Raw genomic sequence first — 26,251 nt, 5'->3', positions numbered from 1 at the left:
AAATACAAGCTTATCCGAATATCATCGATAAACTTATCACTCTGTTGTAATGTAATTTTTGGAACCAAAGTCAAAAATTAGACCAATGTCACTTATCAACTAAATTTCATAACCAAATGATAGATATTTGTAGCAATATCTCTATGATATTTTTATTAATGTTAAAAAGATCCTAATCTATTGTTATGGCGAAAAATATACTAATTTGTGATGACTCACCGCTAGTCCATAAATCAATGACGCGTTTGTTGAAGGATAGCTATGACATAAATTTATATTATGCTGAAAATGGTAGTGATGGCCTAGATAAAATAGCTAAAAATAATATTGATGTCGTTTTTCTAGATCTGACTATGCCTATCATGGATGGTTTTGAAGTATTAAAACGACTTCCGAGTTTCAGTTATAAGCCTACAATTGTGATTATTTCTGCAGATGTCCAAAAAGAAGCAGCAAGGCGTTGTTTGATGCTTGGTGCCGATTATTTTTTGTCAAAGCCATTTGACAAGAAAAAGCTCAAACAACTGTTATCGAATTTACAAATCACGGTGTTAACAAATACAACCGCGAACGATAACACTTTATCTGTTGATTATATTGAAGGTTTTAGAGAAATCGCAAATATCTCACTTGGTCGTGGTGCTGCAATTATTTCAGACCATCTTGGTGAGTTTATTAAAATGCCATTGCCATATGTCGCCACTATGCAAAGTAGCGATCTTGCTATGACAATTGCTGATATTCGTAGTGATCATCAATCAATTGCAATTGCTCAGCGGTTTGTCGGTGGTGGTATTCATGGTGAAGCTTTAGTTGATTTACGCGGTAAAGATATTCTTTCGTTTGGTGAAAAATTGGGTTTTAGTCAAACAAATGAAGATAAAAATGAAGTTGTTATTGATATTAGTAATATCATGGTTTCTTCTTTTCTCGTTGCTTTATCAGAACAAATAAGTATTCCATTCTCAGTTCGGCAGCCAATCATTTTAGAAGAATATATGAATTTGAGTCAGAAAGAGTATGAAGAGAGTGATTTTTTTACCGTGGAATACGTATATAAAGCTGAAACACTGGATCTTGAATGTGAAGTACTATTTATGATGGATAGTCACTCCACTAAAGTTATTCACCAGATTATGGAAACATTAAATTGAGTGATATTTCATTAGCTGATTTTCATTTAACCATGCAGGTCCTTGATCATTTGGATGCAGGGATTGTGATATTGGATAAAGATTACAATGTATATGCATGGAATACATTTATGCAGGCATATAGCGGTATATCAACCGATCAAATAATGGGTAAGCCTTTATTTGATGTTGTAGAGAATTTACCTAAGAATTGGCTAAAAAATAAAATATCATCAACATTTAAATTACGAATGCGCTCTTTTTCTGCATGGGAAGATCGTCCTTGGGTATTTAAGTTTAGTAATTTTAGTCCAATCTCTGGAGGTGCTGATTTCATGTATCAAAACATGACATTAACACCTTTGAAGTCTTTGACTGGTGAATATACTCATATCTGTTTAACGATTACAGATGTCACGGATATAGCTAAAAATAAAAATCACCTAAGGGAGTCAAACGAGCAATTAACTCATCTTAGTATCACAGATCGATTAACCCAGCTGTATAATCGTGGGCATTGGGAAAATTGTTTAGTTGAAGAGTTTGAACACTATCAGCAAATGCATCAATCGATGACACTAGTTATGTTTGATATCGACCATTTTAAAAATGTTAATGATACTTATGGCCATGTTGCTGGTGATGCCGTCATTAAAACGATTGCTGATATCGTTCGAAAAGCAAAACGGCAAAGCGATATAGCAGGGCGCTATGGGGGAGAAGAGTTTGGTGTGATTTTACCTGGAACTACGGCAGATATGACCAGCTATTTTACTGAAAGATTACGTAAAAAAGTAGAAAAGGCGAATGTTGTTGTTGATGGTAAGACAATTAATGTCACGATAAGTTTAGGTGTGTGCCAGTTACACCCAGGTATAACCAACTATGAATCATGGCTAGAACAAACTGATTCTGCTCTGTATGAATCGAAGAATAAAGGACGAAATCAAACGACAGTAATGCAAGCGGATGGTAAATTTACTTCACTAGCGACAAATGTAAAAAATATCAATGAATTCAATAGAAATATTGGTTAATGAAAAAATAAAGAGTAAAGTATATAAAAATTTTCTGATTATATATGGATAGTATTGTGGAAAATCTGGTCGTAAATACAGAAGGATATGAAGCTTTAGTTGAGTATTTAGCCTCAAGTTTAACCTTATTTGAAGGGTTATCCGTATCTGAAAAAAGCATTACTATAGAAGATGTCGTCACTGATTTAATCGCAACGCAATTGATGACCGTATTTTCGCAAAACCCTGATATTGAGCAAGATGTTCGTTTTCAGTTAATGCAAGAAGCTGATTTAGTTCTTGCTGATCTCAATCAAGTTCTTGAAGGAATTTGGTTATGTGAAGCTTCTGATGTGCAAATTAGTTTCTTAGAAGACTTTATTAGTTTAGTAAAAAACTTATTTGACTCAGCAATTTTAAAAATTTATTAAAAATTTTAATGTAGTTAATCCATTTAATAAATGCAGAAAAGGAATAAGGTATTTAATGTCATATTTCATTTCAACTTTATGCTGTATTTTATCATATAAAAGCCACCAAAAATCCCTATATGGAATGTGAGTTAAGTAGAACTTAATTCATGTCTATTATCATTAAAAACAAGAATATTAATAAAATAAATAATTGAAATATTTCTTTAACAATTAATTATTACCTTAATGCTCCATAGAGAGTATTCATAATATTAATAATTGGTAGTTAGCATTTTGCTTTTTACTTTTCTCTCTTAACAATGTTCTGAGGATAGGTTAATGAAGCAAGCACATCGCGCAAAAAAATTATCTGTTGTTTTAAGAATTCAGTTTGTTTTAGCAATACTGGTAACAATCAGTCTTACGCTTTCTTTTTCGGGTAACAATGGATTAAATAACATGACCCGAGAGTTTGATGTATTAAGCAACCAAGCGGTGCCAGTATCATTAAAAAACGCCGCGATTGTGACAAGTGCATTAGAAGTTGAGCAAAGTTTAAGTGATATGTTGATGAGTAATAATGAACAGTCACTGAATCAAACATTTGCTATTTATAAGAATATGCATAGCCAAGGTGAAGATGCAGGTAAAGAGTTAGAGATACTAGCAAAAACTTATAAGATAAACTGGTTAAAACAATATGCAGAAAAATACTTGTCTGAAGTTGAATCCATTAATCAATTAGCGTTTGATATTTATTCCATTCAAAAAGAAATTATTCTAAATAAAGAAAAGCTAGCAACTGAGCGCTCAACGATGAACTATGCGGTTTCATCTGTTCGTTCGGAAATGAGTCGTGTTGGTATAACGTTATATTCTGATAACGAGTATGCGATGAGTAATGTCACTAACTTTTTAAATCATGCTGTAGAGTTAAGCGGTAACTTGATGCTGTTAGTCACAGAACCTGATTTGGTTAAAGCAAAGTTGATAGCAAAAGATCTTAAACGTACGAATTTATCAGGGATGAAATATGCTTGGGGTGAATTGGTACGTGAAAATGGTGCGATAAATGATTTTTCAAGCCTCACTGTGCCATTTGAAATGGTAAAAAAGTTATTTGCCAAACAGGGATATATTGAACGTTATTTAAATGTATTGAAACTCAATGAAGAACAAAGCATTAAATATACCGAAGTTAAACACCAAACTAGTTTGATTATGGATTTACTCCAAGTGATTACCCAGCAATCACATGGCTTAATTAAAAATGGTGAAAATGGTTTTACACATGCAAGCAATGATGCACGACAAATGTTCCTAATTTTTAGCATCATTGGGTTAATTATTTCAGTGCTTGCAGGAACGTGGATAAGCCGCGTAGTGAAAAAGTCGATTGAACATATTAGTGACGTTGTAAATAAAATTAGTGAGGGGAATTTAACGGTTAAGGCAAATACTAATGCTGCTAGTGAATTTGCTCAGTTAGCACAAGTGCTCAACGATCTGTGTGAACATGATAGAGAATCACTACAGCAGTTAATTACTAACAGTAATGAGTTAACCAGTGCTGCTGAATTAAGCATGCACGCTTCTACAACTTCGCGTGTTGCGCTACAAAATCAAAGTGAGGAATTGGCTGTTGTAACAACATCGATGACACAACTTGAAGGATCTATTCGAGAGATCTCGCAAAGTAGCTCTGAATCAGAAAAACAAGCGCAAAAGGCTCAACAATTAGCTTTAAATGGTGTTGGGATTATTGAGTGCAGTACTCAAGGCTTATTAGCATTAGAAGAGCAATTCGCTATTAATGAAAAGCGAATGCAAGAGTTAGATAATTACGTAAAAGAAATTACAGAAGTCGTGGAGCTTATAAGTTCTATCGCGAATAACACTAACTTACTGGCTTTAAATGCAGCCATTGAAGCAGCAAGAGCGGGAGAACAAGGCCGTGGGTTTGCTGTTGTTGCAGATGAAGTTCGTCAATTGGCAAGTGAAACGAATCAACAAACAGAGTCTATTCGCAATACGATAGCCTCGCTTCATAAAGCGGCTGATGACGTCAATGAAGCGATGTTAGTGAGTCGTAAAGAAATGATGTCGTCTATTGAACGTAGCAGTGATGTGCAACAAGCTATAAATTTGATCAAAAATACTATTTCAGATATCAATCAACAAATGGTGACGATTGCCGTCGCGACACAACAACAAGAACGAGCGTCACAACATGTTGCCCAAAATTTGGAGCAGGTTGCAAGTCGTGCTCAACAAAATAATCACCAGCTTGATACGCTTGTTGATGAAGCTGAACGTGTCGCTGTCATCGCGCAACAACAACAAGGTATGTTGAGCCGTTATCATTTGGAAGATGAAAATGATCCCGTCTTAACATTTGAAACGCCAGTATCGACTAATTAATAATCAGAGACGAACTGGATAGAGTTAATTTTTGTATGTTGCGCATGGTATTCGGTAGAATGCGGCAGTTCATTTTGTCTCAGGTTATCCTTCATGCGCATACATGCTGTACATACTTTATATGACGAACGTTTAGCGCGTTCGACTCGTCCATTTTTAGCTCGCGGTTGTAAAGTTGAGCGTTGTCGTCAATGTATGCTGCGAACTCATCTTTGTATTTGTGAGTATCGACCATTAGCAACATCGAATGCTGCGTTTCTACTCATCATGTTCGATGACGAGATCTTAAAACCAAGCAATACAGGCCGTTTGATTGCTGATGTTTTTGAAGATACCTTCGCTTATATTTGGTCTCGTACTGAACCGAATACAGAGATGTTAGCACTGCTTAATGATCCACAATGGCAACCTTATGTGGTTTTTCCTGCTGAATATGCAGAGCCTGAACGTGTTGCCGAAAACGTTGAGCTGCCAGACGGCAAACGTCCATTATTTATCATGCTGGATGGTAGTTGGGCTGAAGCAAAAAAAATGTTTCGTAAAAGTCCTTACTTAAATAATTTCCCAGTCTTATCGATAAACCCTGATAAACCATCACGTTATAAAATGCGTGAGGCGTCTAAGGATAACCAATTAGGTACAGCAGAAGTTGCTGCTAAAATTGTTGATTTATTTGGTGAGCATGAAAATGCTGAAATGTTAGACCTGTGGTTTGATGTATTTCGTGAAAATTACATCACAGGTAAAATGAATCGACTATTGCCTGATGACTCTGCCTTAAAAACACTTCAAAGTTTTATGCTTGAGTACGGAAATTAAATGTAAACGTTACCTTGTCACTTGTTGTTAATGAGAGAGGTTGTCATTTAATCAGTGATGATTATGTAATTTAGCTAAATTTTTTCTTTAAACGAGATCTTTACACCTCATCATGAGGCTAAATTTGCTATTAGTCACAGATAGAGTGGTGCTTAGTGTGGATAATTTTCAAAGTAGTGAAAGTTTTGTACACTGGTCGGGTGTTGTTGAGCATTATTTGTGAGGTTATAGGATGTACTACGGCTTTGATATCGGCGGTACCAAAATTGAATTTGGGGCATTTAATGAAAAGCTTGAGCGTGTAGCAACAGAGCGTGTGGCAACACCAGGTGATGATTACAATAAGTTAATCGATATAGTTGTTACTTTGGTTCAACAAGCCGATGAAAAATTTGGTTGTGAAGGCTTGGTAGGCATCGGTATTCCTGGTATTGAAGATGCACGAAATGGCGTTGTATTAACGTCTAATATTCCTGCTGCAAAAGGGCGCACGTTACGTGCAGACTTAGAAGCGAAACTGGGTCGTAAAGTGGCACTTGATAACGATGCGAATTGTTTTGCATTATCTGAAGCGTGGGATGATGAACATAAAGATTCGCCATCAGTACTAGGTTTGATCCTTGGTACTGGCGTTGGCGGTGGTATGGTATTTGATGGCAAGGTGTTTTCTGGTCTAAACCATGTAGGTGGTGAACTAGGCCATGCTCGATTACCGTTAGATGCATGGTTATTTTTAGGTGAAAATGCACCGTTACTCGGTTGTGGATGTGGTCAAAAAGGCTGTATTGATAATTATCTTTCGGGTCGTGGTTTTGAATTGTTATACCAGCACTATTACGGTGAAAAGTTAAAAGCAATTGAAATTATTGGTCATTATCGTGAAGGTGAAGAAAAAGCAGTTGAGCATGTAGAACGTTTCTTAGAGTTGCTTGCTATCTGTTTCGCTAATATCTTTACTGGTTTAGATCCGCACGTTGTGGTACTTGGTGGTGGTTTATCTAATTTTGATGTTATTTACGATGAATTACCAAAGCGTTTACCTAAATATTTATTGTCTGTAGCTGTTGCGCCAAAAGTAGTGAAAGCAAAATATGGTGATGCGGGTGGCGTACGTGGTGCGGCATTCTTAAATATAAAATAATATTTTTTAGATTCAATCAAAAGGGCTCTTATAGAGCTCTTTTTTGTTAAACGAGCCTCATAATTTTACCTCTGTTTAAAATTCTTATTTTTAAATTGCTAGTATGGATATACTTTTATAAGGAAATGAATATGGATATTGCAGAGCTTGAGCAGGAATTAAAAAAAATCTCGCAGCCTTATGAGATAAAATCTTATGGTTTAGACATTAAGTTTGGCTTTCTATTAGGCCGTTTTTCAGTGTATTACGATAAGAAACGCGACGATTTACGATTTGGTTCGCCATTGAGGTGGATATTAGTTTTAATTTCATTCAGTGCATTAGGCTATCTTATGATGAGCTTCGACTATTCTCCACTAGGAGCATCTTTCCTGTTTATCACTGTGATTATCAATTTTGTTTTTGTTACTATCAGAGAACTGCGAATTTATAGAATAAAAAAACAGCTCTATATCCAATAACATCCTTTCTATAAATCTGCATTGTTGATAATTTTTATATATTGTTTCAATTGATAAAAGATCGCTTATTTCCTTTTATGGTAGACTCACGGTTCTTACTTGTATCGAAAGTTATAAGTGTTTTTACTGTTAGGAAATCATTATGTCGTTTCAATCCCTAAACCTTCATCCCAATTTGTTAAAAGCATTGACTGAATTAGGTTATTCAACACCTACAGATGTGCAGCAACAAGCAATTCCATTGGCATTGAAAGGTGACGATGTAATGGCAGGTGCACAAACTGGCACAGGTAAAACAGCAGCATTTGCACTTCCACTATTACAACGCTTAATGACGTTACCATCGCAAGCTGAGCAGGTGTCGACAGCGGTCGAAAATAATCAGAAGTCACGTAATAAAATTCGTGCTTTAATTTTGACTCCAACACGAGAATTAGCTCAACAAGTATTTGATAGTATTACAACGTATGCCAAATATACCGAGTTAAAAGTGGCGGTTGCTTATGGCGGTACGAGTATGAATGTACAAGTTAAAGCCTTAAATGCAGGCGCTGAAATTTTAGTCGCGACACCTGGACGTTTACTTGATCACGTCTTTAATGGTTCTGTCTCTTTATCTGAAGTTGAAACGTTTGTATTAGATGAAGCAGATCGTATGTTAGACATGGGGTTCATTGTTGATATTCAACGTATTATGAAGCGAATGCCGGCAGAACGTCAGACATTATTTTTCTCTGCTACTTTTTCAAAGCAAGTTAAAAAGCTAGCATTTGATATTCTTACCAACCCTAAAATGGTAGAAGTAACGCCAGCAAATACTGCTGCGGAAACCGTTGAACAAATGGTTTATCCTGTTGATAAACATCGTAAAGCTGAATTACTTGCGTATTTAATTGGTTCTCGTAATTGGCGACAGGTATTGGTTTTCACTAAAACTAAGCAGGGCTCTGATCAGTTAGCAAAAGATTTGGGTTTAGATGGTATTAAAGCGTCATCGATCAATGGTGACAAAAGCCAAGGTGCGCGCCAACGTGCATTAGATGATTTTAAATCAGGTAAGACTCGTGTATTAGTCGCGACTGATGTTGCTGCCAGAGGTCTGGATATTGAGCAACTTGAATATGTAGTTAACTTTGATATGCCTTTCAAAGCTGAAGATTATGTTCACCGTATTGGTCGTACAGGCCGAGCAGGAATGACTGGTCATGCAATTACTTTGATGAGCCTTGATGAAGAATGGGCATTAAAAGCGATTGAAGAGTTATTAGATAGCCGTCTACCACAGCAATGGTTAGAATGCTATGAGCCTAATCCTGAATTAATAGAAACACAATCTGTTCACCGTGGTGCAGCAGCTGAAAAGCGACGAGCAAAGTCGAAAAGTAGAATCCACCAGAATAGAGGTAAGCATAGAAATCGTCGCTAATATACGGTGAGGCAATAATGATAAATTCAAGATAACTTATTGTTTTATTAGTGTTAATGCTTTGCACTGAAAGTATAATAAGGCTTACATATTAATGATTATTCTATTGTTATAATCGGTAAGCTTTGTTAGTTTTACTACTAAATTATATGCATATTTTTTTCTTTAATTGTCTCTGAGGTTTTCATGACAGGTTTAATAAAACCAGTCCGTTACACTATATTATTTCTAGTTATTTTTACCTGTATTGTTTATGGGTGGTTTATGCTTGGTGGCGCAAAGAAAGAGTACATTGTGTCTCCTGTAAATAGTACATACAAAATTATTGATGATAAAGGACAGAATGGTGCAACAGAATCGTCTTTATATATAGATAGGAATGGTGCATTACTTGAATGTGATATCGTTAATAAAGCGCAATGGCCTTTTTGTGAAATTGCGATATCACTAACAGACTCAGTTGATAAAGGTATTGATCTTAGTGATTATGATAGTGTTGGGATTGATATTGATTATGACAGCCCTTTAGAGGGAGAAAGAGTCCGTATTTATTTACGTAATTATGATTCAGCTTACGCGAAGTTATCAGATCCTATTTCTCTAAAGTTTAATGCAATTGAGTATGCCCCTGGAGAGGATAAAGGGCTAGTTGTATTTCCTCTTCGTTCTTTCCAAGTTTTATCATGGTGGATAGCTGATTACGAAGTGCCTGTTGATAAATCAAGTCGACAGTTTGATAACATTTCAATCATTGAAGTTGCTACAGGCAGTTATGTAAAAGAAGCGAATTATTCCATTAGATTAAATAAGCTGGTTTTTTATGGTGAAAGGATCACTGAACAAGCGTTAGTAAAAATATTGTTATCGCTTTGGGTAGTAACAGCAATATCTTTTATCATTATTGATCGCATTTATCTAAGAAAAAAGATTAAAGAAACAGAAGAACGTACACAACGTTTACGTGCTGCAAACCGTACTTTGTACGAGAAAAGCTTGGTGTTTGAAGAGTTAGCATTTACGGATCCCTTGACGCGAACTCGTAATAGACATGAAATTAATGAATGGTTAGCAGAGGTAACAACACACTCAATTGTTAATAATATTTCTTTTTCAATGATATTTATCGATATTGACTACTTTAAACAAGTGAACGATAAGTATGGCCATCGCTTAGGTGATGAAGTATTACGACGATTTGCAAGTTTGATCAATAAGCGTGTACGAAAATCTGATGTATTTGCTCGTTGGGGAGGAGAAGAATTTGTGATTTTTTGCCCAGCAACACCTTTAGGTGCTACCGCAGAACTGGCTGAATCAATACGTGAATGTATAGAGAGTGCTGTATGGGATAACGGTATGAAAGTTACTTGTAGTTTAGGTGTAGCAGAACTTGAGAATGAAGATTATAGCCACTTTATTGAACGTGCTGATGAGGCCTTAATGAAGGCTAAAGAGCGTGGTAGAAATCGCGTTGAGATAGCTTGGAATGAACGACAGTTATAAGTTAAACAGATGATGTGAAAAAAGCCGTGTTGATTTTATTAACACGGCTTTTTTAGTTGCAATTTAGATGACTAACTTTCCTGTTACAAGTAAGTAGATACCAAACGCTGAAATGGTAATAAGGAATAAAACAAAATAGATTTCTCTACCTACAAAAATAGGCTTATTTTGTTCTCGTTTTGCTTTAATAAAGAAAAACACTCCAGGTAAATACAAAATTGCAGACAACAGCAAATGGTGCAAACCAGATGCGTAGAGTAGCCAGATACCGTATACGGTTGCAAAGATACCAACCCAGAGTAAAGAACCTCTATTTTTAGTTTGTATCGCTATTTTTAACGTATAAGCAGCAACTAAAAAGTAGGGGATCAAAATCATTTCAGAGGCAATGACCAAAATGCTATTGTAGGTTCCACCTGCAAAAGTCACTACAAATAAAGATACCTGAATACAAATAGTCGTTAGGTTTAATGAAGTAACGGCAGTACCGGCTTCATTTTGTTTCTTATAAATTTTAGGAAATACATTATTATTAGCGGCAAGGAACGGTGCTTCTGTTGCTAAAACCGTCCAGCTAAGGAAAGCACCACATACAGAAATAAGTAAGCCACAGCCAATTAGAACGGCTCCCCACGGTCCTAAAATGTGTTCTAATATTTTAGCCGTTGATGGATTTTGTAATTTTGCGAGTTCAGGAGTGCTGATAATACCCATAGAAAGAAGCGTTACAAAAATATAGATAATAAGCGCTGTTAATAGACCGAGAATAGTTGCTCGGCCAATATCTTTCCGATCGCGAGCTCGTGATGAAACAACGACGGCACCTTCAACACCAATAAATACCCATACTGTGATTAACATAGTCGATTTTACTTGATCAAGTAGGTCATGTTTGGAACCAAACTCAATGCCAGTAAAATCAAAAATGAATGTGTGCCATTTGAAGGCAAGCATGGTAAAGAAGACAAATAAGAATAGAGGTACTAATTTAGCGATGGTTGTTACCATATTAATTTTTGCTGCTGTTTTAACACCTCGCAAAATTAAGAAGTGGACGAGCCATAAAATAATAGAAGCGCCAACAACAGATTGCCACGTATTACCAAGTCCAAAAATAACATCATTAGGTTTATCGAAAAACATGCCTAATGTGCTAAAGACAATCACTAAATATGAGACATTTGCTAGCATTGCACTTAGCCAGTAACCCCATGCGGAACAAAATCCGATGTAGTCACCAAAACCAGCTTGCGCATAGCCAAATACACCACTATTAATTTCAGGTTTTATAATTGTAAGGTATTGAAATGATAGGGCGAGAAAGATCATGCCAATACCAGTGATCATCCATCCTATCATTACAGCCGCTGGACTTGCAACGAGTGCCATATTCTGAGGAAGGCTAAATACGCCGGCACCAATCATTGAGCCGATCACGAGTGCTGTTAGCGCCCCTAATCCAAGCTTATTATCCATGTTGTAACCTAATCTTTAATTATCATATATATAAGATTATATGGTCTTTTTATGTACCTAAAAACCATTATCTTAATAAAATGATAGTTTGTATGTTTATTTGGGATGGAACAAGGGGAATTATTTAAACTTATTAACGTTATCCTCATTAAAATTACGTCACTGTAACCATTTTGTTACGATCTTAGTCCATGTTAATGCACAGTTAAGTGGGTTGTTGTATTTTTATTTAGTACAAATGCCATCGCATGTCCGCTGGTCGCTGCAGAGTATATAAGGGGAGTATCAAATTGTTCGATTTCACCAGCAACAATAACAGCACTGCAATTTCCCATTTCTAATGCCTTCACCATTAAATTATGTTTACTTTGATGAACAGGTGTTTTTAACAGCAAGACCTTGTTGATGTCGATACCTGCATTTTTCAATAATGACTTATCGATTAAGGCATCATAGCCAATAAACATGATCCAACGATTTTCACTATTCGCTTTTTTTAATAGTCGTAAGAAATAGGCTAATTGAGTTTGCTGCTCTGCACTATAACTCACTTCAATTGGTTGTCCGACCGCAGCAGAAAGGGGGTGCTGGGTTGAATCTGCTGCAAATGTTGACTTGTAAACTTGTGAAGCAGTAATTGATGAGTGGTAGTTCATTAGTGCTTTCCTCAACTAGTGGTTATATATACATACTGTATGTGTGTACAGTAGTTTTATTTAGCTCCTGATGCAAGTGTTTTTTGTGTGATCTTTTTATATCTTGTGTGGTTTTTTATAGGTAGCGTTTGAATTAAAATTAATTTAAATATCTGATTTTAAATGAATATTTAAGTGTGTTTTATTTGTGTTATTTTGTTTTATGAAAACTGAAAATTATCAATAGTTAAAATATTGCGCTATGTCACAGGTGTTTATACAGTAATTCATACAGTGTTTTGTACAGTGGTTGGGTTAAAAACAGTTACAGTATTAAATCGGTTAATTGACTGTTGAGGCTGCTGTGGATGATTAATCAGCGTAATTAATGTAGTAATGGGAATAGAAGATGGCTCTGTGCGCATTCGTCACGGTATTGCCTATAGCCGATGCATAGTTATGTGGATTGTTGGTTTGTTATTAATCTAGATAAAAGCATTACCGATAGGACATTTATGTGTATTTAGAAAGGCTTGCAAGAAGGTTAATAGGTTAATGAGATCTAATGCGGGAGAGGCGATTACTTACTTTTGTAGTCTCAGGTGATGGGAAAATAACATAGTTAGGATATGCTCTATGCATTTACCCTAACTATAATTATCAATTGAATTGCCAACATATTTTCAGATAAATAAAACAATAGTTCTTGAATAGAGTTGGCTTGATATGATGAGAGAATTAAGCACCTATTATTTAGATGCTTAATTCTAAAGTAACTAGACTATAAACAATATGCGACAATCGCTTTTTCGTAAGTAAAGCCTGTGTCATTTTCAACCCAGCACTCAATACAGCTACCTTCAATATCATCTGCCGTGATGCAGTCTTCAACAATACCGAACTTTCCGTTCGTTAAGGCAACAACAATATCCATATTATACCTCTTAAATAACTGATAAAAATTAATGTTTGTTAACATATGTTTATCAAGTTGTATCGGTAATGGTCAATCATTTTGTTTGGTTTAATTGATACTGTGGGTACTAATCTTAGTGATATGTGATATTGAGTACATATTTACTAGTGGATACTTTCATAGATGGCAATGATACCGCAAATTAAGCACAGGATAAGAGCAGCGTAGCGTATTTTTTCTTTCGGCAGAGACTGGGTAGTCTTGAGCGCTAACCAATATCCCAGCCATGCACTTGGGATTAAAGGGAGGGTTATCCAAAGTTTATCAAAAGAAAGAAAGCCGACAGGAATTTGTGCCGCTAAAGAAACAATAGAACTAAAGACAAAGAATGCTGATAGGTTACCACGTAATTGATTGGCTTCTTGATGTTGCAACAATATCGCCATTGGCGGCCCACCAATGGCGGAGCTTGTACCGAATAAGCCTGAGAAGAAGCCTGCAATAACCATTCTACGAGGCGTCGGTTCAATCCGATAAGGTAAGATACTCACAACCACTGCAAGTAGTACCAGTAAACCAATCCACAATGTTAGGACATGAGCCGAAACATAAACAAGTAAAGCCGCACCTGCAATAGAGCCAGGTACCCGCCCTAAAATGGCCATTTTTAAACCACCAAGTTCAATACTACTGCGATGTTTTAAGGCGTTAAGTAATGAGATAAATAATGCAATAAGGCAAATAGGGGCAGGGACATATTGTGGAGCATAAACAATTAAAATAGGTGCAGAAACAATTGCTAAACCAAAGCCGATAGCTGTTTGGACATAAGATCCGACAAAGATTGCTGCAATCGCAAGTAAGGTGGTAGGTTCAATAGTCATTATATTTATGTAGTAGCTTGAATATGGGTGGTTACGGAGATTATGTAAATACTAAATCAAACTAATACTAATAATGCATAAAGTAAAATAGTAAATGAAAATATAGGTGGTTATCCAATTTTAATTAACTTTATGTCGCAAACGTTACTTTTAATGGATTTTTTTACTGATAAAATGTGAAAGCTATTATCAGAGGTGTACATGCGTTATTTATCAAAAAAAATATCAAAACACATTATTGGTTCAGTATTAATGGGCTCTCTTTTGGGCTTTTCTAGCGTGAGCCTAGCGGAAAACATCACAGTTAATTCAGCAATTGAACATGCTGAAAAGCAATTAGGTGCAAGAATTGGTGTCTCAGTCGTTGATGGCAAAGGAAAGCAGTTGTTTGGCTATAACAGCGATCAACGTTTTCCATTAATGAGTACCTTTAAAACACTTGCTTGTGCAAAGTTACTACATGATAACCAAATCAATGATGGCATGATGGATAAAACCTATCTGATCAACGCCGATACAATTTTAGATTATGCGCCAGTATTTCAAGACAAAGTCGGCACAGAGGTGTCATTAAAAGACGCGTGTTTTGCCACCATGACAACCAGTGATAATTTAGCGGCGAATTTAGTACTAAGTCATATTGGTGGCCCAGTAGGCGTAACGACATTTTTAATTGATAGTGGTGACAATGTAACAAGGTTAGATCGTATTGAACCATTACTCAATGAGGCAACACCAGGTGATGAGCGTGATACCACTACACCTTATGCAATGAATAAAACGATTAGCAATTTAGTATTAGGTAATGCTTTAAATGCGTCTTCAAAACAACAACTGAAAGACTGGATGAAAGCCAATAAAGTTTCAAATGGCTTGTTGCGTTCAGTCTTACCAAAAGGGTGGGAAATTGCAGATCGCTCAGGCGCTGGTGGCCATGGTTCACGTGGTATTACTGCTGTGGTATGGAACGAACAAAAACAACCGTTAGTGATCAGTATTTATCTAACAGGTACTAAAGCGAGTATTCCTGAGCGTGATAAAGAAATAGCTCAAATTGGTCAGGCTATTTTGCAGCATTTTGGGGCTTAAAACACAGGAATACGAAAGCACAATGTAATTTATGTTGTGCTTTTATGATCTATTGATATTGCTAACGTTTTTCCAACACTTTGTTTGCTATTCATTGCTCAGTCAATAGGATGGAAATATACGACACAAAAAACTGATGTACATAAAGGATAACGATATTGAAAATTAGAGGGTTTAGTCTTATTGAACTAGTTATCATCATCGTTATTGTTGGAATTATTGCTGTTTTCGTCGCCCCTAAGTTTTTAAATATCAGTAGAGATGCTCGCATTGCTTTATTAAAAGGAGTGAAATCTTCACTGATAACGGCAAGTGATTTTGTCCATACGCGCGCCATAGTTCTTGGTGTTGAGCATGATCCTAACAAGTCAGTGATAGATGCAGGTGATGTTGATATTGAAATTGTTATGGGTTATCCAACCGGGCATTGGATGCATAGCATGCGTTACTTATTGACCTTGAATGATGTAATGTATACCAGTGGTAGAGATACCCAATGCCAGGCTGAGTGGTGTGGTTTGGGTAATCAAGGTACAATACCTAGTGGTCAAATCTCAGCATTACCAGCAGGCAATACCACACCTAAAGTCGGTAAAATATTTCCTCGTGGTTTTAGTTATAACGATCAGTGTGGCGTTTACTTTGTAAATTATTACGATGGTGAACCACCTGTTGTTGGTCTTGAAGATAAAGATTGTTAACCCAGTATTTTCCCTTTAAACAGCCACATAGATATTTCTCTTATTAATCTCCAAGCGGCTGTCTCTCTAAACCACCTCGATGAGCATCAAGGGCTATTTTTAATCGTCGCAGTTTGTCTCTTGAACGTCGTTTGTTTTTAACTGCAATCGCCATTGATATGACATCAACCAGTGCTAGCATGGCGTAGCGTGATGCGGATGGTTTATAGATAAAGTCTGTTTCTTGATGTTTAATTGGTAGCACTAAACTAGCTATTTCCGCGAGTGGGGTATTATTCGGGGTTATAGCAATAATCTTTAAGCCGTACTCTTTGGCTAACTGCGCGGTTTCAACCACGATTGGTGTGTAACCGGTAGATGAAATCATCACTAAAACATCATTACTTTCGGCGGTTGCGGCTATCATTCGTGATAACAGCCCATCGTTGTAAGCCACAACAGGGTAGCCTAATCTAAATAGACGGTGCTGTATTTCTTGTGCGGCAATTGTTGAACCGCCGCCCATTCCAATAGCGATGATCTGCCGAGCGTTGTGTAACCAATCAGCAGCGGTATCAATATCTTTTTCGACAATTAAACTGCGGTTTACATCTAACGACTGTTTGATTGATTCATAAATACCTTGATAACCACTTTGATCCGGTGGCTCTAGAATAAATCGCTGACCGACAGATAAGCTTTGCGCGAGTTTAATTTTCATGTCACGCACGTTCTTACATCCAATCGCTTTAGCAAAACGAGTAATAGAAGCTTCACTAACATCAGCGCCTTGTGCTAATTCAGTAATACTGGCATTGGCTGCGCTTTGGATGTCATCCATGATCCATTGTGCGACTTTCTTTTCGGCATCACGAAGGGCATTATAACGCTCTGTTATTTGAGAAATAATATCGACATCTACACTCATATTGTTTTCCTCTTGTTAATTAGTGCGTTTAAAACCATGTTCTTACCCAGTGAGTGACGCGATCGTTATCATCAGATACTGCGACAGCACGCCATTTATCAAAGGTTAGACAAGGGTGAGAAGTTGAAAATACGAGGACATCACCTACTTGTAGATCGCAATCACTTGAAACAGAGAGAAAAGCATGTTGATCCATCACAGCCGTTGTTTTTACCTGATCAAAAACAACAGGTTCACCATTACGATAAGCGCGTTCAAGAATAGGTAATCCTGCATCAAAAGCAGCATCACGCTTGCCAAAGCCGACAATCACTTTATTCGGCTCTGGTCGAGAGACCACATACGCCCAAAGCTCCAGTGCTGATGCTAAATCACCACCTAAATCACATGCTATTCCCTGATTTTTTTCAGCACGCTGCATGACTTGATGTTGCGCATCAAGATAAATGCCCGTGTCATGGATGGCATAACAACCGGGACGAATAACAGCCTCTAACTCTTGCTGCTTATTAAAACATTCAGCAACAATGTCATACCAAGCAGAGCCCGCACCTGTGACTAATGGCATTCCTTGAATGAGGTGTTCTTGCTGTAATTGGATGGTGATTGCAATAGTACGATTGAGAAAGTCTCTGACTCGTTGTTCTGCATCATCGCCATGAATAACCCCTTCGTAGACTTCAATACCTTTTAAGTTTAAGTGGGGGCTTTGGTGAATAAGTTGAGCTAACGCCATGACTTCTTGCGCTGTACGACAACCACAACGACCGCCATCAACACCCATTTCAATTAATATATTCAGTTTTTGATCATGGCTGGCAAAGAAGTCTTCCAAGGCTTCAACATTGCGTCTTGAGTCGACGCAACAATAAAAGTCTACATCATAATCTTTGATTAATTGTGAAATGATCATCATGTTTGCGCGACCCACTAATTGATTCGCCATAATGATATTTTGTGCCCCACTGAGTACGGCTATTTGGGCTTGAGCAGGACTTGCAATAGTGATGCCCCACGCGCCGTGTTCAAGTTGTTGGCGGAAAAAGGCTGGGGTCATGGTCGTTTTACCATGAGGTGCCAATTTCACGTTATGGTGATTCGCAAATTGTTGCATCCACTGAAGGTTATTATCCAGTAAAGAGGCTTTAATTACTGCTGCAGGTAAGGCGATTTCTTCATCAATAAGGCTGTAATTCCGATTTGACTCAGTCGTAATTGGTTGCGATTTATCACCAAAACTTGGCGTAGTAAAACAGTTATCATGATAGTTTTTATCGTATTCAAAGAGATTTTTATCCATGCATCACCTTTTCTAACATAAGTTAAGTTGTTGATACTTATTTTATAAATGTATAAAAGGGTAAGTTACGTGTTAGAAACTATCAAACAATTGTTACCTTTTTGTGTGTTTTATCACTGATTAAAATCCGCGTTTCTTTACTATGTCTACATCTTATAAATTTAGAGCGTGCTCAATATGCTGTGCGATACCATCATTAAAAAAGCAGTCATTGTTGACGGTACTGGCGCGGCATCGTTCATTGCGGATGTCGCTATTTGTCAGGATCGTATTCAAGCGATTGGTCAATTAGATGGTTATGACGCTAAGCAAATTATTCACGCTGAAGGATTGGTGTTGTCACCGGGTTTTATTGATGTACATACCCATGATGATACCAATGTGATCCGTGCTCCTGAGTGTCTTTCTAAAATTAGCCAAGGTGTCACAACCGTGATAGTGGGCAATTGTGGCATTAGTGCAAGCCCCACGATTTTGAAAGGAGAGCCACCGGAGCCAATGAACTTATTGGGAAAAAAAGACGATTTTCAATATTCAACCTTTGGCGATTATGTAAAGGCGGTGCAAGCTGCGGAGCCAGCAGTGAATGTTGCAGCCTTGGTGGGGCATACCACATTACGCAATAACGTAATAGATGATTTGCAACGTACTGCCACAAATGAAGAAATTGAATCTATGCGCGAGAGCTTAGCTCAAGCGATGAAGCAAGGTGCATTGGGATTAAGCTCCGGTTTAGCTTACCAAAGTGCAAAAGCTGCCACCGCAGATGAAGTCATGAGGTTGGCGACAGTGCTAAGTCAATATGGTGGTATATATACAACCCATATGCGTACAGAGTTTGAAGCGATCATCAGTGCGATGGAAGAAGCCTTTGAAACAGGAAAGCATGCGCAAGTACCTGTGGTTATATCTCACTTAAAATGTGCAGGAGCTGGTAACTGGGGGCGCACGGTAGAAGTGTTATCCTTGATGGATAAAGTCTCAGAATATCAAGATATTGCTTGTGATTGTTATCCATATTCAGCCAGTTCATCAACGCTAGATTTAAATCAAGTTACGGATGATTTTGATATTTTTATTACTTGGTCAGAACCCAAACCAGAACTCGCAGGTAAAACCCTAAAGGTGATAGCTGAAGAGCTGAATCTTTCATTATTAGAAGCAGCAAGAGCATTACAACCGGCAGGGGCTGTTTATCACTGTATGGATGAAGACGATGTAAAACGAGTTTTAAAATATAAATTGACCATGGTGGGGTCTGATGGCTTACCGAATGATCCGAAGCCACACCCTCGTTTATGGGGAACGTTCCCGCGAGTGTTAGGTCAATACTGTCGTGAAGAACAGTTATTTTCATTAGAAGAAGCGGTTCATAAAATGACGGGAATGTCGGCGAATCGATATCAATTAAAAGATCGTGGTGAAATAAAAATAGGGGCGTTTGCCGATTTAGTTTTATTTGATCCTGATACCATAAAAGATACAGCCACATTTCAAAACCCAATATCTATTGCTAAGGGTATAGAAAGCGTCTTTGTAAATGGACAATTAACCTATTCAAATGGCAACGTCAGTGGCAAAAGGAAAGGCGTATTTTTATTTAGAAGTAGCACCCAAGAAAATAATTAAAAAAACATATTTAAAGAATAACTAGTTATCGGTGGAGAGTCGTATGTCAATCAAACGTTATGGTGTAGAAGGTGGGGTAGGTACAGGAGGTCAACACTTGCCATTTGCTCGCGCAACTGAGGCTGGAGGGTTTCTTTATGTCTCTGGTCAAACACCGATGATTGATGGTGAGGTAGTAGAAGGAGGAATCGTTGACCAGTCTCGTTTAGCGATCCAAAACTGTATCGATATCATGGACGAAGCAGGCTATACCCTTGCCGATGTAATGCATGTAAAAGTCGTGCTTACTGATGCTCGTTATTTCCAATCATTCAATAAAGTGTTTCGTGAATTTTTTGGTGAACATCCACCAGCACGTATTTGCATGGTGTGTGATTTGGTTGTTGATGTAAAAGTCGAAGTCGATGTGACTTGTTACCGAGAAGACCGCCGCTAACCCTAGATTTAAGCTTTATTTGGAGTGCCTAAATGCCATCTCTTCGATTATTTAGGCGCTCTTTTTTTATTTATATCATTACATATCGAGTTTTCAATTGATGCTTAACTCCGCTGAAACCAAGATTGCATTTTTTGGTGAGTGTATGATCGAACTAAGCGGCGATCCTATTCGTAAAAGCTTTGGTGGCGATACATTAAATACTGCGCTTTATCTTTCACGATTAACTTGCCAGCACTCAGTACATGTTTCTTATGCGACAGGATTAGGTGTCGACACATTATCTCAAGAGCTGCTGGAAACATGGCATCTAGAAGGAATCCACACCAATTTAGTTGAAATCTTCGCTCAGCAATTACCCGGTTTATACATGGTACAAACGGATAAAACGGGTGAGCGGAGTTTTCTCTATTGGCGAGATAACTCGGCAGCAAAACGCTATTTCTCAACCTCATCACTGAATAAATTAGAAATTGCATTACAAGATAAGCAATACGATTACTTTTACCTGAGCGGTATTAGTCTTGCCATTTTAGACCAAGCAAGCCGCTTACGACTTAAAAACCGGCTTGAAGCTTTTTCGCAAACAGGTGGAAAGATCATCTTTGATAATAACTATCGCCCTCAATTATGGTCGAGCGAAGAAGCGCAACATTGGTATAGCCAAATCTTACCGCTGGTTGATATCGCGTTAATCACACAAGACGATGATGTATTGGTGTGGGGAGATGATGAAAGCGTTGCTGCTCGTTGTTTACGCATGGGCTGTCATGAAATAGTGATAAAACGAGGGAGTGAACCTTGCCAGCTTATTTGGCGCCAAGATCAGCTTGTTCAGCGTGCTGATGTTGCGACAGAGCAGGTGAGCAATGTGATTGATACTTGTGCGGCAGGTGACTCTTTTGCTGCGGGCTATTTAGCTGGGCGAGTTACAGGGAAAAGCCATCAAGACTCAGCAACGTTAGGACATGCTTTAGCGGCAATTGTGATCCAACATTCAGGCGCCATTATCCCCAACGATATAATGCGACATTTAATTTTATAATTACCTGAGATCATAAAAATGTCTTTCCTTGTTCCACGTTTCTAATGGTTGCATAGCAATGACGCCAAATAGCGATTTAAATTTAATGCCTTATCCACAGAGAGTGGAGCGTAAACAAGGCATAGTCACGTTGGATAAATCCTTTGCTATTTATATCAAAGGTTACGATTCGCCTCGTGTACAATTTTACGCCAAAAGAATCATTGAGCGACTTTATCGTCAGACAGGGTTGCCCATGTTGAACTGGCAAGCACAATCTGAACAAGACGCGACGTTAGTGATTAATATTCATCATCGCCCCAAATCAGATGTTCAGAATATAGATAGTGACGAGTCTTACACGCTTGATGTTGGCAACGGTAAAATTGTGATTAATGCAGCGCAGCATTATGGTGTATTTCGTGGCTTAGAAACTCTGCTTCAAATAGTTTCTATGGATGCTACTGGTTATTTTTTTCCTGCTGTTTCTATTCAAGATAGGCCACGCTTTCCTTGGCGTGGGGTATCTTATGATACTTCAAGACATTTCATTGAGCTTGATGTGATCCTTCGTCAATTAGATGCAATGGCATCAGCCAAACTCAATGTTTTTCACTGGCATCTATGGGACGATCAAGGCATACGTATTCAACTCGATAAATACCAAAAACTTTGGCGTGACACGACCGATGGTGATTTCTATAGCAAAGCTCAGATTCGTCAGGTTGTCGATTATGCGCGTAATTTAGGTATTCGTGTTATTCCAGAAATATCATTACCAGGTCATGCATCTGCGGTGGCTCATGCTTACCCTGAATTAATGTCTGGCATAGGAAAGCAACAATACCCTCAGCAACGTGGATGGGGAGTATTTGAACCTTTAATGGATCCTACTAATCCAGAACTTTATGCAATGCTAGCGAGTGTGTTTGATGAAGTTGTTGCCTTATTTCCTGATGAGTATTTCCACATAGGCGGGGATGAGCCTAACTATAAACAATGGCGTGACAACCCGAAAATTCAGCAGTTTATTAAAGAGCATCATATTGATGGTGAACGCGGTTTACAGTCTTATCTTAATACTAAAGTAGAGCAGATGCTGGTAGAGCGCGGTAAGAAAATGATCGGGTGGGATGAAATTTGGCATAAAGAGTTACCCAAATCGATAGTGATCCAAAGCTGGCAAGGTCATGACAGCATAGGCCGTGCCGCAAAAGAAGGGTATCAAGGTATTCTTTCTACGGGGTATTACCTTGATCAGCCACAACCGACAAGCTATCACTATCGAAACGATCCTATGCCTAAAGGGAGCACGGTGGATGACAAACTTCGTCAAGGCGAGGTATTCGAGACTTATGATTGGGTAAAGCCAAGAAGCAAAGATGGCCCACGTAAAGGTAACTTAACTATTATTACCGCTGCTGATGGCAGTTATCGGGCGTTTACAGACTACAACGGTAAGTCTCGTGAAGAGGTATACATTCTTATGTATGTGCCAGGCGTTAAATTCCGAGGTTATTTCGATAACTTCATGTCATACACCGAATTTAATTACGATTTTTCCAATGACAAACTTGCAGACAGCAGTTATCAGTTAATCGGTAATGTGCGCTGGCCTGCAACAGGGCAACTTATTGCAAGTAGTGATATAAAAGGCAGTCAGATCCCAGAACCTAATGGGGGCTATCCAGCAGAATTAACTGAAAAAGAACAAGCATTGATTTTAGGTGGTGAAACCACAATATGGGGCGAAAACCTTGATTCTATGACGATTGAGCACCGTTTATGGCCGCGAAGTTACGCAATTGCAGAGCGTTTGTGGTCAAGCCAAGCGTTAACTGATGAGCGCAGCATGTATAAGCGGATGAAAGCAATCGATACGTGGTCAGAGATATCTGTTGGGTTACGCCATCATGCAGATGCAAACATGATGCTAAAACGTCTTGCTAATGGTACTGATTCAAGCCCGTTACAAACCTTAGCCAAGTACGTTGAGCCAGCCCAATATTATGCACGTCATTGGGAGAAGTGGAATTCGACACCAACGAAAGGCGATTTATATAACCAGTATGAGCGTTTAAATCGCTTTGCGGATGCATTGCCTGTTGAAAGTTTGGCAGTGTATGAGATGAACGATCTGGTTTCACGTATTAATAAGGGGGATATGTCAGCCCTTGCTACGCTAAATATGCATTACTTAACCGTTAAGTTAGCCGCGCAGCAAGCAAAACCAATTTTTGCTAACAATATTGCTGCTGTAAATACTCTGCCGATGACTGATGCTGTTATAGCGGTTGCAGAACTCGGTATGAACCTGATTGATAAAATAAAACAGGGAAGCCAGTTATCAGAGCAAGAGGTAGCGGCTTATCATCAAATTATTGATAAAAATGCCGTCATATTTGACGAAACCATCGTTGCTATCGTCTCGCCAACTAAGCAGTTACTTCACATTTTAGAAAATCATTAAAAGAAGTCGTTGCCGTCTGATTATTCAGGCGGCATTTTAATGATTGATAACGCATTTATTTATGAAGGTTTCCATGACAAAACAATCTCCCTTACATTTTTATGTAGGTACTTATACCGATGCACCGAGTGATAGTCATGGTGTTGTAGGCATTTCCCTTGATCCTCAATCTGGCGTATTAACGTTAAACAATGAGATAGTGCCAGATACGTTGCAACAACAGCATAATCCATCTTATCTTGCTGCGACTCAAAACGGGTTATATACCTTTAATGAAGTTGATCGACACAGTGGTGCACAGCTTCATTATTCTGATCATCAAGCGCGTTGTTCTTTAGCTATTGCTGGGGATTATCCTTGTCATATTGATGTAAAAGATAAGCTTTTGGCGGTGGCGAACTATGGTTCAGGTAATGTCACTGTTTATGGTTTAGATGAAGAAGGTCAACCGACAGAGTGTATCGCAGATTTATTTGTTGATGGCTGTGGACCAAATGTTGATCGTCAAGAAGCCCCTCATGCACATCAAGTTACATTTCTAAAGCATACCAATCAGTTAGCCGTTGTTGATTTAGGCAGTGATTGCGTTTACTTTTACGATTATGACGTAAACACATTATCATTTGCCTTAAATCAAACGCTAAACATGCCAGCAGGATCAGGCCCTCGACATCTTGTTTTCAGCCATGATGAATCAATCGGCTATGTTGTGTGTGAACTGTCTGAAACGCTTGTGGTGATCACAAAACAAAATGGCTGCTGGGAGCAAGTATCACAACAAGCACTGCTTGCTAATGAAGAAAATAAACAAGCGGCATCTGCTATTTACTTATCACCAGATGAACGCTTTTTATATGTTTCTTGTCGTGCTCAAAACAAGATTAGTTATTTTAATGTAGACGGTGAAAACGTCACTCAATTAGCCGCTGTTGATTGTGGCGGGGCATTCCCTCGTGATTTTGTGATTTCCCAAAATGGCGAATGGTTGCTGGTGGCGAATCAACATTCTAACGATATTGTTAGCTATCACCGTAATGTTGAGACGGGTGATATCACAGCAACAGGTTATCGTTGTAATGTCGGTGCACCTGTGTGCCTTGTCGAGATGCTTTCACGATAATCAAATTGATCTTAACGTCTTAAAAGCCATAGTGTTGACTGTGGCTTTTTTGTACCTTAAAAACGTATAACTTGTTGTTAAATGAATTTAGGAAAACACGATGGATTTGTTTGCTGATCAAGGGGAGTGGATAACGATCAACAATGGATTACTCTATTGGCATCCACAGTTTTTGAATTTACAGCAGTCTGAACAGTATTTTCAGCAATTGAAAAACGAACTGAACTGGCAACAAGAACACATTACGCTATTTGGTAGGTCAGTGCTTCAGCCGAGGTTACAAACATGGCTCGGTGATGCTGTTTATACTTATTCAGGGCTTACCATGCATCAACAACCTTGGACATCGGCAATATTAGATTTAAAAACACAGTGTGAACAGCAAGCGAAAACGTCGTTTAACTCTGTGCTTGGCAATCTATACCGTGATGGAGAAGATTACATGGGGTGGCATCAAGACAATGAGCGTGAATTAGGTCATCAACCTGTTATTGCTTCTTTAAGCTTTGGTGTAACACGGCAGTTCGTGTTTAAACATAAAACCACTAAAGAGAAAATTGCCTTTCAATTAACACCGGGATCTTTGCTGATAATGGCAGGAGAGACCCAGCAGTATTGGCAACATGCACTACCTAAAACTAAACGTGTCAATGAGCCACGCATAAACTTGACCTTTCGTTATATTAATCAGTAACTGCAGGTATGATCACGTTCGATTGAAATAGCTATCATCAAAACGTTATATTTTGATAACTCATTCTAATTCATCAATTATTACAATCACTATCTCCACCTTCACAGGATAGGCTTATTAACAATAAGGGAGGGGGATATGTATTTTTTCAATTTAAAAGCCTTGTTGCTTGATTTAAAACACAATAATGTCACTGAGCGGGAATCTGCGTTGTACATTTTGATTCCGATTATTTTGATGATGCTGTATTCGTATTACTTACCACAAACAGATTCATTAGAGTCACTTGCTGATGACGTAATGATTATAATTAACTTTATTATTTTATTTATCGTCAATGGCGGCAATAACGGAAAGAACTATTTAATTAAATACTTTTCGTTAAGCTGGGTTGTAACGTGGCGAGTTTTAATCTTTTACCTCGTTCCATTTACGTTTGTATTCTCGGGTCTTATGTATTTTGTTTTTCCCGATTCTTTAAAACATGATACCTACGGCTTATTATTATATGGTATTGCTTTTGAGATATTTTATCTGTTTTTTATGATTAAGGCATTTAAAGCAACGTTACAAACAACGAGTCCTGCTTATAGTTAATAGAGCAGATGAAAAAAAAGTTAGCCTTTATGGCTAACTT

At 38.0% G+C, this 26,251-nt stretch carries 24 protein-coding genes; 18 read left to right on the top strand and 6 right to left on the bottom strand.

Translation table 11 applies throughout. The features are described from left to right. Nucleotides 1-185: 185 nt before the first annotated feature. The 9 genes from C9J42_RS08025 (at nt 186) to C9J42_RS07985 (ending at nt 10,333) form a co-directional block, all read left to right on the top strand. The gene (locus C9J42_RS08025) at nt 186-1,154 is read left to right on the top strand and encodes a response regulator (protein WP_107260419.1); all 969 of its coding nucleotides are present in this window, start codon (nt 186-188) and stop codon (nt 1,152-1,154) included. Then, the gene (locus C9J42_RS08020; protein ID WP_107208249.1) at nt 1,151-2,170 is read left to right on the top strand and encodes a GGDEF domain-containing protein; all 1,020 of its coding nucleotides are present in this window, start codon (nt 1,151-1,153) and stop codon (nt 2,168-2,170) included. The genes C9J42_RS08025 and C9J42_RS08020 overlap by 4 nt, the downstream gene beginning before the upstream one ends. A 65-nt stretch (nt 2,171-2,235) precedes the next feature. Next, nucleotides 2,236-2,580 carry a DUF3802 family protein gene (locus C9J42_RS08015; protein ID WP_158259295.1) on the top strand — a complete coding sequence of 115 codons (345 nt, stop codon included), beginning with the start codon at nt 2,236-2,238 and terminating at the stop codon, nt 2,578-2,580. A 321-nt stretch (nt 2,581-2,901) separates the two neighbouring features. After that, nucleotides 2,902-4,983: a methyl-accepting chemotaxis protein gene (locus C9J42_RS08010; protein WP_107247663.1), complete on the top strand. Its 2,082-nt coding sequence runs from the start codon at nt 2,902-2,904 to the stop codon at nt 4,981-4,983. A gap of 93 nt (nt 4,984-5,076) precedes the next feature. Next, entirely contained in the window at nt 5,077-5,802 is a 726-nt protein-coding gene (locus tag C9J42_RS08005) for a tRNA-uridine aminocarboxypropyltransferase (RefSeq protein WP_107247662.1), read from the top strand. Nucleotides 5,803-6,034: 232 nt separating this feature from the next. Further along, entirely contained in the window at nt 6,035-6,943 is a 909-nt protein-coding gene (nagK, locus tag C9J42_RS08000; protein WP_107208253.1) for an N-acetylglucosamine kinase, read from the top strand. A 131-nt stretch (nt 6,944-7,074) separates the two neighbouring features. After that, nucleotides 7,075-7,404, top strand: coding sequence for a hypothetical protein (locus C9J42_RS07995; protein WP_107247661.1), 330 nt, complete (start codon nt 7,075-7,077; stop codon nt 7,402-7,404). 142 nt (nt 7,405-7,546) lie between these two features. Next, complete coding sequence (locus C9J42_RS07990) at nt 7,547-8,830, top strand: DEAD/DEAH box helicase (protein WP_107301872.1); 1,284 nt, start codon at nt 7,547-7,549, stop codon at nt 8,828-8,830. Nucleotides 8,831-9,016: 186 nt separating this feature from the next. After that, a complete protein-coding gene (locus C9J42_RS07985) occupies nt 9,017-10,333 on the top strand; it encodes a GGDEF domain-containing protein (protein WP_107208256.1) in 1,317 nt (438 codons plus the stop codon). A gap of 63 nt (nt 10,334-10,396) precedes the next feature. Here the strand turns inward: C9J42_RS07985 and C9J42_RS07980 are convergent, their stop codons facing one another. From C9J42_RS07980 to C9J42_RS07970, 4 genes are all read right to left on the bottom strand, one after another. Then, the gene (locus C9J42_RS07980; RefSeq protein WP_107208257.1) at nt 10,397-11,809 is read right to left on the bottom strand and encodes a basic amino acid/polyamine antiporter; all 1,413 of its coding nucleotides are present in this window, start codon (nt 11,807-11,809) and stop codon (nt 10,397-10,399) included. 194 nt (nt 11,810-12,003) lie between these two features. Further along, nucleotides 12,004-12,465, bottom strand: coding sequence for a SulA-like leucine-rich domain-containing protein (locus C9J42_RS07975; RefSeq protein ID WP_107260411.1), 462 nt, complete (start codon nt 12,463-12,465; stop codon nt 12,004-12,006). A gap of 760 nt (nt 12,466-13,225) precedes the next feature. Next, the gene (locus C9J42_RS21610; protein WP_199187151.1) at nt 13,226-13,378 is read right to left on the bottom strand and encodes a hypothetical protein; all 153 of its coding nucleotides are present in this window, start codon (nt 13,376-13,378) and stop codon (nt 13,226-13,228) included. 146 nt (nt 13,379-13,524) lie between these two features. Continuing rightward, nucleotides 13,525-14,244, bottom strand: a complete 720-nt coding sequence (locus C9J42_RS07970) for a sulfite exporter TauE/SafE family protein (protein ID WP_107208259.1) — start codon at nt 14,242-14,244, stop codon at nt 13,525-13,527. 201 nt (nt 14,245-14,445) lie between these two features. Between C9J42_RS07970 and bla the strand changes: the two genes are divergently transcribed. Both bla and C9J42_RS07960 read left to right on the top strand, forming a co-directional pair. Further along, complete coding sequence (gene bla, locus C9J42_RS07965; protein ID WP_107301871.1) at nt 14,446-15,333, top strand: class A beta-lactamase; 888 nt, start codon at nt 14,446-14,448, stop codon at nt 15,331-15,333. Nucleotides 15,334-15,491: 158 nt separating this feature from the next. Continuing rightward, entirely contained in the window at nt 15,492-16,034 is a 543-nt protein-coding gene (locus C9J42_RS07960) for a prepilin-type N-terminal cleavage/methylation domain-containing protein (RefSeq protein WP_107301870.1), read from the top strand. A gap of 43 nt (nt 16,035-16,077) precedes the next feature. On the opposite strand, the gene C9J42_RS07955 is transcribed toward C9J42_RS07960, so the two are convergent. Then, nucleotides 16,078-16,941 (bottom strand): MurR/RpiR family transcriptional regulator, encoded by an 864-nt coding sequence (locus C9J42_RS07955; protein ID WP_107301869.1) that lies wholly within the window; start codon nt 16,939-16,941, stop codon nt 16,078-16,080. Between the two features lie 28 nt (nt 16,942-16,969). Beyond that, nucleotides 16,970-18,241: an amino acid deaminase gene (locus C9J42_RS07950; RefSeq protein ID WP_107301868.1), complete on the bottom strand. Its 1,272-nt coding sequence runs from the start codon at nt 18,239-18,241 to the stop codon at nt 16,970-16,972. A 177-nt stretch (nt 18,242-18,418) separates the two neighbouring features. On the opposite strand from C9J42_RS07950, the gene C9J42_RS07945 reads away from it, so the two are divergent. The 7 genes from C9J42_RS07945 to C9J42_RS07915 all read left to right on the top strand — a co-directional run bounded on the left by C9J42_RS07945 (nt 18,419) and on the right by C9J42_RS07915 (nt 26,211). Next, nucleotides 18,419-19,870 (top strand): amidohydrolase family protein, encoded by a 1,452-nt coding sequence (locus C9J42_RS07945; protein WP_107294638.1) that lies wholly within the window; start codon nt 18,419-18,421, stop codon nt 19,868-19,870. A 43-nt stretch (nt 19,871-19,913) separates the two neighbouring features. Then, complete coding sequence (locus C9J42_RS07940) at nt 19,914-20,306, top strand: RidA family protein (protein WP_005368015.1); 393 nt, start codon at nt 19,914-19,916, stop codon at nt 20,304-20,306. A 100-nt stretch (nt 20,307-20,406) separates the two neighbouring features. Beyond that, entirely contained in the window at nt 20,407-21,351 is a 945-nt protein-coding gene (locus C9J42_RS07935) for a sugar kinase (protein WP_107301867.1), read from the top strand. 58 nt (nt 21,352-21,409) lie between these two features. Further along, complete coding sequence (locus C9J42_RS07930) at nt 21,410-23,800, top strand: family 20 glycosylhydrolase (RefSeq protein ID WP_233220736.1); 2,391 nt, start codon at nt 21,410-21,412, stop codon at nt 23,798-23,800. A 73-nt stretch (nt 23,801-23,873) separates the two neighbouring features. After that, a complete protein-coding gene (locus C9J42_RS07925) occupies nt 23,874-24,920 on the top strand; it encodes a lactonase family protein (RefSeq protein WP_107208280.1) in 1,047 nt (348 codons plus the stop codon). Nucleotides 24,921-25,020: 100 nt separating this feature from the next. Then, nucleotides 25,021-25,614: an alpha-ketoglutarate-dependent dioxygenase AlkB gene (locus C9J42_RS07920; protein WP_107301865.1), complete on the top strand. Its 594-nt coding sequence runs from the start codon at nt 25,021-25,023 to the stop codon at nt 25,612-25,614. Nucleotides 25,615-25,752: 138 nt separating this feature from the next. After that, entirely contained in the window at nt 25,753-26,211 is a 459-nt protein-coding gene (locus C9J42_RS07915) for a hypothetical protein (protein ID WP_107301864.1), read from the top strand. The last annotated feature ends 40 nt before the right edge of the window (nt 26,212-26,251 follow it).

This window comes from Photobacterium sp. GB-56 (genome assembly GCF_003026105.1).
In the GTDB taxonomy this organism is placed as follows: Bacteria; Pseudomonadota; Gammaproteobacteria; order Enterobacterales; family Vibrionaceae; genus Photobacterium.
The sequence above is the reverse complement of the archived record's forward strand: the minus strand, read 5'-3'. Positions and strand labels throughout refer to the sequence as shown.